The sequence below is a fragment of the Nonomuraea sp. SBT364 genome (genome assembly GCF_001083785.1).
Lineage (GTDB): Bacteria > Actinomycetota > Actinomycetes > Streptosporangiales > Streptosporangiaceae > Nonomuraea.
In genome coordinates this window covers 1-12,394 of sequence record NZ_LAVL01000221.1, presented here as the reverse complement: position 1 = coordinate 12,394, position 12,394 = coordinate 1, and the positions used below count along the sequence as shown (strand labels likewise).

Sequence of the window (12,394 nt, the reverse complement as noted above, 5' to 3'; positions counted from 1 at the left end):
TCCACCACCAGAAGCAGCACCCCCTCCCGGAGGGACAGACACCCCCGAAGAGGCGGGCACCCCCGAAGACGCGGGCATCCCCGAAGACTCGGGCGCTCCCGAAGACTCGGGCGCTCCCGAAGACTCGGGCGCTCCCGAAGAGGCGGGCGCTCCCGGGGAGGTGGGGATGGCTTTGAGGATGGCCAGGAAGGCGGGCACCGACACCAGGGCCACGGCCCAGAACGCCGAGCGCCAACCCCACACCTGGCCGAGCAGCGCCCCGGCGGGCACCCCTGCGACGCAGGCGACGGTGACCCCGCCGAGCAGGACCGCGGTGGCCCGCCCCTTGGCGCCGGGCGCGACCATGCCCGCCGCCGCCGACAGCGCCACGGCCAGGAACCCGGCGTTGGCCAGCGCTCCGGCCACCCGGGTGAACAGCAGCACGTCGAAGCTCGTGGTGACCGCCCCGAGCACGTGCACGAGCGTGAAGACCGCCAGGAACGCCAGCAGCGCCCGCCGCCGCGACCAGCGCAGGCTCAGGATCGCCATCAGCGGCGCCCCGACGATCATCCCGACGGCGAACGCCGTGGTCAGCTGACCGGCGGCGGGAATGGATACGCCCAGATCACGGGCGATGCCCGGCACCAGACCGGACAGCATGAACTCGGACGTGCCCATGGCGAACACGGCAAGCCCGAGCAGATGGACGACGAAAGGCATGAAGAAGGCTCCGCACCCAGAGAAGGATCGACAAGGAAGCGGCAGCGGTGATCCGGAGCTCTCACTCGTGACAACGGCGAAAGGCCACCGGATGACCGGTGGCTACCGTCTTGACGCCTCTGGGCTGGACACGCACGGCAACCTAGCAACGCGGACGCCGGGTCGCCAACCGATTATCGGCGGCACCGTCATCCCACGGCACGCCGGACCGGCCGTTACTGAGGCACTCTCCGGCACCAGGGTGGTGCTGATCAATGGTGCCCGCCAGTGCGGAAAAAGTACGTTGGTCAGAGTCGCCGCCAAAGGCAGCGTCGCGGAGTGGCGTGATCTCGACGACCCTTCCGCGCGCCACGCGGCACCGTCGGACCCTGCCGGGACGCATGGAGACGATCGAGCTGTGGCCCTTCTCACAAGGAGAGATCGATGGCTCACCAGATGGCTTCGTCGATACGATCTTCTCGGAGGGACCGCGTCTCCACCATGCGTCCGATGTCTCCCGTGCGGACAATGCCGCTCGCCTGGTCCGGGGCGGCTTCCCCGAGGGAGTGGGGCCGGCACCGTACACAGATACCTGGCGCTTCTGGAGGAAGTCTTCCTGATCAAGCGGATTCCCGCCTGGCCCCGCAACCTGGGCAACCGTGCGGTCGGCGCGCCCAAGGTCGCTTTCGTGGACTCGGGAATCGCGGCGAATCTCCTTGGCGCCGACGCACGTGGGCTCGTGCGCCCCGGCAGCATGTTCGGCCCCCTGCTGGAGGGATTCGTGCTCATGGAGATCGCTCGCCAGTTGACGTGGACCGAAGAGAGTGGATCTCCTCCACCGTGCGCGCCGAGGACTTCAGAGGCCTCAGGCATCTGGCCGAGCGCCTCGGGGACGACTTCATCGCGGAATTGTGTTCAACACGGGAACGAGGACCTTGCCGTTCGGCGATCGCATGTGGGCGATGCTCGTAAGTGCGTTGTGGGAGGTCGGATAGGCGATACTCGTCGGATGCTGATTTCCGAGATATCGCCCGACAAGGCCCTCTTTGACCTGCAGCGGGCCGCCTATGCGGTCGAGGCCGAGATCATCGGCGACGACCGCATCCCGCCTCTGCGCGAGAGCCTGGCCGAGCTGCTGGCCGAGCCGCTGCACTGGCTGGGCGCGATGGAGGAGCAGCGGCTGCTGGGGGCGGTGGCCTGGACGGAGAGCGACGACGAGGTGGACATCGACCGGCTCGTCGTCGCCCCGGCGGCGCACCGGCGCGGGATCGGCCGGGCTCTGGTCACCGAGGTCCTGGCCAGGGCCGGTGAGCGGCGGATCGTGGTGTCCACCGGGCGGGACAACGTGCCCGCCCGGACCTTGTACGAGAAGCTGGGATTCGTCCTCAAGGGTGAGGCCGAACCGGTCCCGGGCCTGTGGGTGGTCGACTACGCGCGCTGAAGGTCCGCCCACAGGGCCTCGGGCACCGGACGCCGCCACTGGGCGGCGTTGGCGCGCACCTCCTGCGGCGAGCGCGCGCCCAGCACGACGGCGGCGACCGCCGGGTGGCGCAGCGGGAACGCCATCGCCGCCTGCGGGAGCGTCACCCCGTGCGCCTCGCACACGCGGGCCATCCGGGAGGCGCGGTCGACGAGCGCGGCCGGGGCCGGCTGGTAGTCGAACGTGCCCGACGGGGTGTGGGTCGCCAGCAGGCCGCTGTTGAAGACACCGGCCGCGAGCACCCGTGTCCCACGCGCCTCGCACTCCTCCAGCAGCGGCAGGCCCGACCGGTCGAGCAGCGTGTAGCGGCCGGCCAGCATCACCACGTCGACGTCCGTCTCCCGGACGAACCGCAGCGGCGCCTGCCACTGGTTCATGCCGACGCCGATGGCCTTGACCACGCCCTGCGCGCGCAGTTCGGCCAGCGCCGGGTACGCCTCGGCGAGCGCCTGCTCCAGGTGGTCGTCGGGGTCGTGGATGAGCGCGATGTCCACGTACGGCAGGCCGAGCCGGGTCAGGGAGTCGTCCAGGGAGCGCAGCACGCCGTCACGCGAGAAGTCCCACCGGCGCTCGTAGCCGGCCGGGACGTCGAAGCCCTCGTCGTCGCGGCCGCCCCGGCCGGACGGCACGAGCAGGCGGCCGACCTTGGTCGACAGCACGTAGCCGGTGCGGCCGGCCAGGGCCGCGCCGAGGCGGCGCTCCGACAGGCCGAGCCCGTAGTGCGGCGCGGTGTCGAACAGGCGGACGCCGCTGTCCCAGGCGGCGTCGACCGTGGCGCGGGCCTGCTCCTCGGTGACCGACTCGTACAGGCCGCCGATGGGCGCGGCACCGAAGCCGAGGCGGGGCAGGTCGATCACGTGAGCTCCCAGACCAGCTTGAGCCCTCCGGAGTCCTTGTCGAAGTCGCCGTCGAGCAGCCGGTTCATGCGGGCCTGCCAGGCGCGGTCGGCGGGGTGGTCGCGGAGCGCGGCCTGAAGTGCGGCGTAGTCGTCCACCTCGACGACGTGGAACAGGTCCAGCCCGTCACGGAAGATCCGCCAGGAGCGCAGGCCGTGCTCGCGCATGGCCTGCTCCAGCTCCGCCGGGATGCTCGCGTGCTCGCGGTCGTAGAGCTCCTCGCAGCCGGGCCTGAGCCGGGTGCGGAGCGCGAGGCGGTCCATCAGTCCTGCGCCTTCCCGCCGGCCACCCGGCTGATCATGAGCGCGATCAGGATGATGCCACCGTAGACGACCGGCTGCCAGAACCCGGAGACGCCCTTGAGCGTGAGCAGGTTCTGCACCAGGCCGATGACGAGCACGCCGGTGAGCGCGCCGAGCACGGTGCCCTTGCCGCCGTCCATGCTGACGCCGCCGATGACCGCCGCCGCGAACACCATGAAGATCCAGCCGACGCCCTGGTTGGAGCCGATCGCGCCGAGGCGTCCGGTCTCCAGCACCCCGGCGAGGGCGGCCAGTGTGCCGCCGAGGATGAACACGCCCCACAGCACCCGGTCCACCCGGATGCCGGCGGCGCGGGCGGCGTCGCTGTTGCCGCCGATCGCGTACAGGGAACGGCCGACCCGGAAGTACGCCAGCCCGGCGATGCCCGCGGCGAACAGCAGCCCGGCGATCCAGATCGACGCCGGCAGCCCCAGCCACAGGGCGCTGCCCAGGTAGAGGATCGACTCGGGCAGCTCGAACAGCGTCTTGCCCTCGGTCGGCCCGAGCTGCAGCCCGTGCACGATGATCAGCATGGCCAGCGTGACGATGAACGCCGACAGCTGGAACTTGATGATCAGGAATCCGTTGAAGGCTCCGATCAGTGCCCCGACCAGCAGGCAGAGCGGGATCACCAGCAGTCCGGGCAGCTCGATGCCGAACCCGCCGGCCGACACCGGCACCACCAGCATCACCGCGATCGCCGGCGCCATGCCGACGATCGACTCCAGCGACAGGTCGAACTTGCCGGAGATCAGGATCAGCGCCTCGGCCAGCACCAGCAGCGAGATCGCGGCCTGCTGCTGGAGCACGTTCGTCAGGTTGCCCGCCGTCAGGAAGGTCGGGTCCAGGAACGCGCCCGCGATCAACAGGAGCACGATCACCGGGACCAGCGTCAGGTCCCGGAACCTGGCCAGCCGCAGCCGGGGGGTGGACGCAGTCAGTGCGGTCACTCTTGTATGCCTTCCATCACGGCCACGAGCTCGTGGTCGGTCCAGCCACGCGGCACGTCCTTGACGACCCTGCCGTGGAACATCACCAGCACCCGATCGCAGATGCGCAGGTCGTCGAGCTCGTCGGAGACCAGCACGGCGCCCGCGCCGCGCTCCACGGCGTCCTCGACGGCGCCGAGCAGGGCCTGCTTGGCCTTGACGTCGACGCCGGCGGTCGGGTTGATCACGACGAGCGCGGCCGGGTCGTCGGCCAGCGCCCGGGCGAACACCACCTTCTGCGCGTTGCCCCCGGACAGGTCCCCGACGGGCTGGTCCGGCCCCTCGGTCTTGATGTCCAGGTCTTCGATCATCCGTACGGCCTCGGCCCGGCGTCGTGCCGCCGAGACGGTGCCGAACCGGCCGAGCCTGTGCGCGATCGGCAGCGTGGCGTTCTCGCCCACGGACAGCAGCGGCACGAAGCCCTCGTGGTGCCGGTCCTCGGGGACGAACCCCAGCCCGGCGCGCAGCGCGGCCGGCACGTCGCCCGGCTTGACCGGCGTGCCCTGGATCGTCACCGTGCCGGAGTCGGCCCTGCGCAGCCCGACCAGCGTCTCGGCCAGCGACACCTTCCCGCTGCTGGCGGATCCGGCCAGCCCCACGACCTCGCCCGACCGTACCGACAGGTCGATCTCCCGGTAGCGGCCGGCGAGCGTCAGCGCCGACGCCCCGAGCACGACCCGCTCGCCCGCTGTGCGCGGCCGGGTCTCGTACGCGGCCGTGGCCTCGCCGGTCATCGCGGCAACCAGCTCGTCGTGCGGCAGGCCCTCGACCGGCCTGGTCGTGACGTGCCGGGCGTCGCGGAAGACCGTGACGCTCTGGCAGATCTCGTACACCTCGTCCAGGTGGTGGGAGATGTACATCATGGTGACGCCCTGCTCGCGCAGCGCCCGCATGCGGGTGAACAGCCGCTCGATGGCCGGGCCGTCGAGCCGCGCGGTCGGCTCGTCGAGGATGATGAACCGGGCGCCGAACGACAGCGCGCGGGCGATCTCCACGAGCTGCCGCTGCTCCACGCCGAGGTCACCGGCCAGCGCGGCGGCGTCCACGTCCACCTCGTACGTCTCCAGCAGCTCTCGGGCCCTGGATCGGAGCGCCCGCCAGTTGATCAGCCGGCCGGTGGTCTGGCGGTTGAGGAACAGGTTCTCCGCCACGGTGAGCGCGGGGATGATCGTGGACTTCTGGTAGACGCAGGCGACCCGCCGCCGCCAGGCGTCGCGGTCGCCGAGGGCGGGCGCGGCCTCTCCGGCGAAGCGCACCTCGCCCTCGTCCGGCCGCTGGAGCCCCGTCAGGATCGACACGAGGGTCGACTTGCCGGCGCCGTTGCGGCCGACGAGGGCGTGGGTCTCGCCCTCCGCGATCGCGATGCCCGCTCCGTCGAGCGCCGTGGTGGGGCCGAAGCGCTTCACGATATTTCGGGCTTCAACATGATTTTTCATTACTTGACCTGGTTGCCCCAGAGGTTGGGGTCATCCACGTTCTCCTTGGTGACCAGCGGGGCGGGAAGCTGGTCCTCCAGGCCGTTCGGGATCTGGATGATCGTGCTGTCGTGGTCCGTCGGGCCCGCCTGGAACGTCTTGCCGTCGATCGCCGCCTTGGCGTAGAACAGCGCGTACCTCGCGTACAGGTCGGCCGGCTGCGACACGGTGGCGTCGATCTCACCCTTGCGGATCGCCTCGAACTCCTGCGGGATGCCGTCGTTGGAGATCACGAAGACGTGCTTGGGGTCGTCCGGCGGCAGCAGCAGGTTCTTCTGCTTGAGCACCTGCAGCGTGGGCGCCAGGTGCACACCGCCCGCGTGCATGTAGACGCCCTTGACGTCCGGGTGCTGCTCCAGCCTGGTCTGCAGCATGGACGCGGCCTTGCTGCCCTCCCACTCGGTCGGCTCGTCGAACACCGTGATGCCGGGGAACTTGGCCTTCATGCACTCGCCGAACGCCTCGGCCCTGTCGCGCCCGTTGATCGAGCTGAGCGCGCCCATCAGCTGCACGACCTTGCCCTTGCCGCCGAGCTTCTCGCCGAGGAACTCGCACGCCTTGGTGCCGTACGCCCGGTTGTCGGCCCGTACGACCATGAAGACCTTGCCCTTGTCGGGGCGGGTGTCGACGGTGACGACGGGGATCTTCTTGTTCTCCAGCGTCTGGAGCGTGGTGGCGATGGCGCCGGTGTCCTGCGGGGCCATGACGATCGCCTTGGCGCCCTGGCCGGTCAGCGCCTGCACGTTGCTGACCAGCTTGCCGACGTCGTTCTGCGAGTTCGTGGCCGGCATCAGGTCGACCTTGAGCTCGCCCGCCAGTTGCGGGACGTACTTCATGTAGGAGTTCCAGAAGTCGGAGTCGGCGCGCGGGTGGTCGATGCCGACCTTGCCGCCGCCGCCTCCCGCCGAGGGCGTGGCGCTGGAGCCGCACGCGGTGACGACTGCCAGGAGGGCCGCGCAGGCGGCCACCGGACCGAGCTTCATGTGGGGGGTTACCTTCCTTGATCGATGGGCCGGAGCCGCAGCCCCTGCATGCCGCCGTCGACCGCGAGCGCGGTCCCGGTGGTGGCGCCGGCGTCCGGGCCGGCCAGGTACGCGATGGCCGCCGCGACCTCTTCCGCGCTGACCAGGCGGCCCATCGGCTGCCGGGCGTTCAGCGCCGCCCGCTCCGCCTCGGGGTCGTCGGCGGCGTCGAGCAGCCGGGCGACCCACGGCGTGTCGGCGGTGCCCGGATTGACGCAGTTGACCCGGATGCCCTCGCGCACGTGGTCGGCGGCCATGGCCAGGGTCAGCGACTGCACCGCGCCCTTGGTCGCGCTGTAGAGCGCGCGGCTGGGCAGCCCGGCTGTGGCCGCGACCGAGCAGGTGTTGACGATCGAGGCGTGCGCGGACCTTCTCAGGTACGGCAGCGCCGCCCGCGCCACCCTGACCAGGCCGAACACGTTGACGTCGAACACCCGCAGCCACTCGGCGTCGTCGTTGTCCTCGACGGTTCCCTGCGCGCCGATGCCCGCGTTGTTGACCAGGATGTCGATGCCGCCCAGGCGCTCGGCCGCCTCCGCGACGGCCCGCCGCACCTGCTCGTCGTCGGTCACGTCCGCCTTGACGCCGATGAACGGCTCGCCCGGCGGGTTCAGGTCGAGGCAGGCGACCTGGTGTCCGCGCCGGGCGAACAGGGTGGCGGTGGCCAGGCCGATGCCCGAGCCGCCGCCCGTCACGACCGCCTTGAGGCTCATGCGTCCCTCCAGACCGAACCGCCGGGGTAGGTGTGCGCGGCGACCGACCCGGCGTGCATCGCCGCGCTGAACCCGGGCGCCGTGGGGGCCCGGTAGCGGCCGTTCTCGATCACCACCGGGTCGGTGAAGTGCTCGTGCAGGTGGTCCACGTACTCGATCACCCGGTTTTCCATGGTTCCGGTCACGGCCACGTAGTCGAACATCGACAGGTGCTGCACCAGCTCGCACAGCCCCACCCCGCCCGCGTGCGGGCACACCGGGACACCGAACCGGGCCGCGAGCAGCAGGATCGCGATGTTCTCGTTCACGCCGCCGACGCGGGCGGCGTCGAGTTGCAGGTAGGAGATCGCGCCGGCCTGCAGGAGCTGCTTGAACACGATCCGGTTCTGGACGTGTTCGCCGGTGGCGACCGGGACGGGGCTGATGCCCTCGGCGATGGCGGCATGGCCGAGCACGTCGTCGGGGCTGGTCGGCTCCTCGACCCAGTGCGGCCCGTACGGCTTGAGCGCGCTCACCCAGGCGATGGCCGACTCGACGTCCCAGCGCTGGTTGGCGTCGATGGCGATGGGGAAGTCCGGGCCGCACACCTCGCGGGCCACCTTGAACCGGCGCACGTCGTCGGCCAGGTCGGCGCCGACCTTGAGCTTGATCTGGCCGAAGCCCTGGTCGAGGGCTTCGCGGCAGAGGCGGCGCAGTTTGTCGTCGGCGTAGCCGAGCCAGCCGGGCGAGGTGGTGTAGGCGGGGTATCCGTCGGCTTGGAGACGCTTGATCCGCTCCGCCTTGCCCTTTTCACCCTTTCTCAGGATTTCCAGTGCTTGTTCGGGCGTCAGGGCGTCGGTGAGGTAGCGGAAGTCGACCAGGGCGACGATCTCCTCGGGCGACATCTCCGACAGCAGCAGCCACACCGGCTTGCCCGCCCGCCTGGCCTTCAGGTCCCACAGGGCGTTGACCACGGCGGAGATCGCCATGTGCATGACGCCCTTCTCCGGCCCCAGCCAGCGAAGCTGCGAGTCGTAGACCATCTCCCTGTACAGCGCGCCCAGGTCCTCGACGTCCCGGCCGATCACGTACGGCTCCAGCGCGCTGATCGCCGCCGTCTGCACGTCGTTGCCACGCCCGATGGTGAACGCGAACCCGTGCCCCTCGAACCCGTCGTCCGTCCGCAGCACCACGTAGGCGGCCGAGTAGTCGGGGTCGGGGTTCATCGCGTCGGACCCGTCCAGCTCCAGCGAGGTGGGGAAGCGCACGTCGTGCGTCTCCATCCCGGCGATCCGGTACGAGCCGGCCGGCGCCGCGTGCGTCATGCCTGGCCCACCGTCTGGCGCTGGCGGCCGAGGCCCTCGATCTCCAGCTCCATCACGTCCCCGGCCCGCAGGTACGGCTGACCGGGCATGCCCATGGCCACACCGGCGGGCGTACCGGTGTTGATCACGTCACCGGGCTCCAGCACCATGAACCGGCTCAGGTACCGGACGATCTCGGCGACGTCGAAGATCATGTTCTTGGTGTGACCGTTCTGGCGCTGCTCGCCGTTCACCCACAGGCGCATCGGCAGGTCCTGCGGGTCACCCACCTCGTCGGCCGTCACCAGCCACGGGCCCAGCGGGTTGAACGTCTCGCACGACTTGCCCTTGTCCCACTGGCCGCCCCGGTCAAGCTGGAACTCCCGCTCGGACACGTCGTTGGCGACCGCGTAGCCCGCGACGACCGTCAGCGCTTCCTCCCGGGACTCCAGGTAGCGGGCCGTCCGGCCGATGACGACGGCCAGCTCCACCTCCCAGTCGGTCTTCACGCTGCCGCGCGGCACCAGCACCTCGTCGTACGGTCCGACCAGCGTGTTGGCGGCCTTCATGAACACCACGGGCTCGGCCGGAGGCTGCGCCCCGGATTCGGCGGCGTGGTCGCTGTAGTTGAGCCCGATGCACACGATCTTGCCGGGCCGGGCGATCGGCGCGCCGATCCGCAGGCTCTCGGCGTCGACCACGGGCAGCGCGTCACGCTCCAGCGCCTCGCGCACCCGTGCCACTCCCCCGGACGCGAGAAAGGCCCCGTCGATCTCGGGCTCCCCGATGTCGCGCAGGTTACCGGCATCGTCCATCACCACCGGCCGCTCCTGGCCGGCAGGTCCTACTCGCAGCAGCTTCACACCGCACCCTTCACCACATACATCGGATGTCTCTTCTCCAGATGCTGATACCGTCCGCAGGGTGCTGTCAAGGGCCCCCTCTCGATACATCCGATCCGTGACCTGAGCAGGTCACCCACCAGGCCGCCTTTGGGGGTATATCGCCCCCAGCCACTCCGATGCCTGCGTTTCTCCGTGTACTCAACCGTTCCAACAAAACATCGGATCACCCCTCTCCCCCGGGTTCGCCACCGCTCCTTGACGGTCGTACAGTGCCGTAATAGAACACGTTTCAGTACGGTTTTCTGTACCAAGCGCTTGATAAGAGGGTGAACCGGGTGCACATCGACCTCGTCGACCAGGACCGCTACGCCACCGCAGGACCGCCCCACGAGCAGCTCGCCTGGCTGCGCGCCCACGCCCCCGTGTACTGGCACGAGGGCGAACCGGGCTTCTGGGCCGTCACCCGCCACGAGGACGTCGTGCACGTGTCACGGCACTCCGACCTGTTCTCCTCGTCGAGGCGGCTGGCCCTGTTCGACGAGATGCCGGAGGATCAGCGGGCCCTGCAGCGCATGATGATGCTCAACCAGGACCCGCCGGACCACACCCGCCGCCGCTCACTCGTCAACCGCGGCTTCACCCCCCGGACCATCGGCGCCCTCGAACAGCACATCCGCGACATCTGCGACGACCTGCTGGACAAGTGCGGCACCGAAGCCGACTTCGTCACCGAGGTCGCCGCGCCGCTCCCGCTCTACGTCATCTGCGAGCTCCTCGGCGCCCCCGTCACCGACCGCGACAAGATCTTCACCTGGTCCAACCGCATGATCGGCGCCCAGGACCCCGACTACGCAGGCACCCCCGAGGAAGGCAGCGCCGCCGCCGGCGAGGTCTACGCCTACGCCAACCAGCTGGCCGCCCAGCGCCGCGCCAACCCCAAGGACGACATCGTCACCAAGCTCATCCAGCCGGACGACGACGGCGGGACACTCGACGAGAACGAGTTCGACCTGTTCGTCCTCCTCCTCGTCGTGGCGGGCAACGAAACCACCCGCAACGCCGCCTCCGGCGGCATGCTCGCCCTCTTCGAGCACCCCGAGCAGTGGACCCGCCTCGTCGACGACCCCACCCTCGCCCGGACCGCCTCCGACGAGATCGTCCGCTGGGTCTCCCCCGTCAACCTCTTCCGCCGCACCTCCACCGCCGACCAGGTCCTCGGCAACCAGCAGATCAAGGAAGACGACAAGGTCGTGGTCTTCTACTCCTCCGCCAACCGCGACACCGCGGTCTTCCCCGACGCCGAGACCTTCGACATCGGCCGCGACCCCAACCCGCACATCGGCTTCGGCGGCGGCGGCGCCCACTTCTGCCTCGGCAACCACCTCGCCAAGCTGGAGCTCCGCATCCTCTTCGAACAACTCGCCCGCCGCTACCCCCGCCTCACCCAGACCGGGCCGGCCCGGCGCCTGCGCTCCAACTTCATCAACGGCATCAAGGAACTCCCGGTCGCCCTCCGCTAGGACCTTCACGGTCGCCGCCGGCACGCGGCGCCCGTGACCGGGGATCGGCTTGGGCCGGGAGGTCCCGGCCATCCTCGCCCTGACGGGCCGCCCACCGGGAACGCGAGCCGTCCACCCGCGTTCCCGGAACACGGACTCCGCACCGGAGCAGGGCCCCTGTCGCAGTTGGACGCACGCAGGGCCTCTCCTCGTCCGTGACGGGATCGGCGCTACCGCACCGTGCCGCGCAGGTAGGCGAGCACCGCCAGCACCCGCCGGTTGTCGTCGGCGGTCTCGGGCAGCTCGAGCTTGGCGAACACGCCGGCCACGTGCTTCCCGACGGCCGCCTCCGTGATCGCCAGGGCGCGCGCGACGGCGCTGTTGGAACGCCCTTCAGCGATCAGGGCGAGCACCTCGCGCTCGCGAGCGCTCAGCGTGTGCATCGGCTCGTCCACCTCCCTGGCGCCCGCCCAGGTCCGCTCGAACAGATCGATGAGCGCGGTGATCACGCCCTGCTGCCTGATCACCAGGGTGCCCGGCGCGTACGGGAATGGAGTCATCCGGAGGAAGGCCACGGCGCGATCGAAGATGAGCAACTGCTGAATCGGCTCGTCGACGACCCGGTGCAGGTCTCCGGCGGCGTGCAACTGCCTGATCCGGGCAGTCTTGCGCAGGTCGTCCAGCACGCTCGCGTGGATGACCGTACGCATCGTCATGCCACGCTCCAGGGCGTCGAGCACTCTGCGCCTGCTCTTGTGCTCCTCGGAGCCCGTTTCCACCGCGCTCAACGGCTGCATGGCGCGCAGCTCGCGCGCCACGGGTACGACCTCGGCGATCTGCCGCCGGACGAGCGCATCGTCATCCACCCGCTCGACGTCGGCGGGGATGCCTCGTAGTTCCCGCACCACCTCCTCCAGACGATGGACAAGCTGGGCCATCGACACGCTGTCGTCCACACGGCTCCTTCGTGTTTCCCCGCCCTCGCACGGGGTTCCTACACGATTGTGACCGGCGCGGCTATGGGAGCGTTCGCGGGCCTTGACTGACCGATGCCCTGTGATCCTCCGTCCGTCCAGAGCCCACCAGATCCCAGCACGCCGCCCTGAACTCACCACCAGCGGCAGACGGGCGGACCCCAACCCTCCCAACCCCGGCCCGGCCTCCTGACCGAGGCGCCTCGCACCGGTCTGATGCGAGCACCCCATCCAGAAG

Annotated in this window: 12 protein-coding genes and 1 pseudogene; 3 read left to right on the top strand and 10 right to left on the bottom strand. The window is 70.2% G+C overall.

The genetic code is table 11. From position 1 onward, the window contains the following. Positions 1-699 (bottom strand): MFS transporter (locus ADY59_RS43520; protein WP_156326106.1); only part of this gene is annotated, 699 nt, incomplete at its 3' end. Between ADY59_RS43520 and ADY59_RS54180 the strand changes: the two are divergent. Continuing rightward, positions 590-1,438: pseudogene (locus ADY59_RS54180) on the top strand (DUF4143 domain-containing protein); the annotation flags it as partial. The gene ADY59_RS43520 and the pseudogene ADY59_RS54180 overlap by 110 nt on opposite strands. A 249-nt stretch (positions 1,439-1,687) precedes the next feature. Further along, positions 1,688-2,119 (top strand): GNAT family N-acetyltransferase, encoded by a 432-nt coding sequence (locus ADY59_RS53045; protein ID WP_049576023.1) that lies wholly within the window; start codon positions 1,688-1,690, stop codon positions 2,117-2,119. On the opposite strand, the gene ADY59_RS43510 is transcribed toward ADY59_RS53045, so the two are convergent. Genes ADY59_RS43510 through ADY59_RS43475 form a run of 8 tightly spaced genes read right to left on the bottom strand, consistent with a single transcriptional unit; the run spans position 2,107 to position 9,701 of the window. Next, positions 2,107-3,015, bottom strand: coding sequence for an aldo/keto reductase (locus ADY59_RS43510; protein ID WP_049576020.1), 909 nt, complete (start codon positions 3,013-3,015; stop codon positions 2,107-2,109). The two genes, ADY59_RS53045 and ADY59_RS43510, sit on opposite strands and share 13 nt — an antisense overlap. After that, the gene (locus tag ADY59_RS43505) at positions 3,012-3,317 is read right to left on the bottom strand and encodes an L-rhamnose mutarotase (protein WP_049576018.1); all 306 of its coding nucleotides are present in this window, start codon (positions 3,315-3,317) and stop codon (positions 3,012-3,014) included. Before ADY59_RS43505 ends, ADY59_RS43510 begins: the two co-directional genes overlap by 4 nt. Next, the gene (locus ADY59_RS43500; protein WP_049576014.1) at positions 3,317-4,306 is read right to left on the bottom strand and encodes an ABC transporter permease; all 990 of its coding nucleotides are present in this window, start codon (positions 4,304-4,306) and stop codon (positions 3,317-3,319) included. The genes ADY59_RS43505 and ADY59_RS43500 overlap by 1 nt, the downstream gene beginning before the upstream one ends. Continuing rightward, on the bottom strand, positions 4,303-5,751 hold the full coding sequence (locus tag ADY59_RS43495) for a sugar ABC transporter ATP-binding protein (protein ID WP_231619175.1): 1,449 nt from the start codon (positions 5,749-5,751) through the stop codon (positions 4,303-4,305). Before ADY59_RS43495 ends, ADY59_RS43500 begins: the two co-directional genes overlap by 4 nt. A 29-nt stretch (positions 5,752-5,780) precedes the next feature. After that, positions 5,781-6,803 (bottom strand): sugar ABC transporter substrate-binding protein, encoded by a 1,023-nt coding sequence (locus tag ADY59_RS43490; protein ID WP_049576009.1) that lies wholly within the window; start codon positions 6,801-6,803, stop codon positions 5,781-5,783. Between the two features lie 8 nt (positions 6,804-6,811). Continuing rightward, positions 6,812-7,555 (bottom strand): SDR family NAD(P)-dependent oxidoreductase, encoded by a 744-nt coding sequence (locus tag ADY59_RS43485; RefSeq protein ID WP_049576008.1) that lies wholly within the window; start codon positions 7,553-7,555, stop codon positions 6,812-6,814. Then, positions 7,552-8,859 carry an L-fuconate dehydratase gene (locus ADY59_RS43480; protein ID WP_049576005.1) on the bottom strand — a complete coding sequence of 436 codons (1,308 nt, stop codon included), beginning with the start codon at positions 8,857-8,859 and terminating at the stop codon, positions 7,552-7,554. The genes ADY59_RS43485 and ADY59_RS43480 overlap by 4 nt, the downstream gene beginning before the upstream one ends. Further along, positions 8,856-9,701 (bottom strand): fumarylacetoacetate hydrolase family protein, encoded by an 846-nt coding sequence (locus tag ADY59_RS43475; protein WP_049576004.1) that lies wholly within the window; start codon positions 9,699-9,701, stop codon positions 8,856-8,858. The genes ADY59_RS43480 and ADY59_RS43475 overlap by 4 nt, the downstream gene beginning before the upstream one ends. A 317-nt stretch (positions 9,702-10,018) precedes the next feature. On the opposite strand from ADY59_RS43475, the gene ADY59_RS43470 reads away from it, so the two are divergent. Further along, complete coding sequence (locus ADY59_RS43470; protein ID WP_082310851.1) at positions 10,019-11,203, top strand: cytochrome P450; 1,185 nt, start codon at positions 10,019-10,021, stop codon at positions 11,201-11,203. Between the two features lie 209 nt (positions 11,204-11,412). On the opposite strand, the gene ADY59_RS47860 is transcribed toward ADY59_RS43470, so the two are convergent. Then, positions 11,413-12,138 (bottom strand): helix-turn-helix transcriptional regulator, encoded by a 726-nt coding sequence (locus ADY59_RS47860; protein ID WP_053175721.1) that lies wholly within the window; start codon positions 12,136-12,138, stop codon positions 11,413-11,415. Positions 12,139-12,394 lie beyond the last annotated feature (256 nt).

Excerpts from the sequence above, each read along its gene's own strand:
- ADY59_RS43490 (WP_049576009.1), bottom strand. The coding sequence starts at position 6,803 with ATGAAGCTCGGTCCGGTGGCCGCCTGCGCGGCCCTCCTGGCAGTCGTC.
- ADY59_RS53045 (WP_049576023.1), top strand. The coding sequence starts at position 1,688 with ATGCTGATTTCCGAGATATCGCCCGACAAGGCCCTCTTTGACCTGCAG.
- ADY59_RS43485 (WP_049576008.1), bottom strand. The coding sequence starts at position 7,555 with ATGAGCCTCAAGGCGGTCGTGACGGGCGGCGGCTCGGGCATCGGCCTG.
- ADY59_RS43480 (WP_049576005.1), bottom strand. The coding sequence starts at position 8,859 with ATGACGCACGCGGCGCCGGCCGGCTCGTACCGGATCGCCGGGATGGAG.
- ADY59_RS43505 (WP_049576018.1), bottom strand. The coding sequence starts at position 3,317 with ATGGACCGCCTCGCGCTCCGCACCCGGCTCAGGCCCGGCTGCGAGGAG.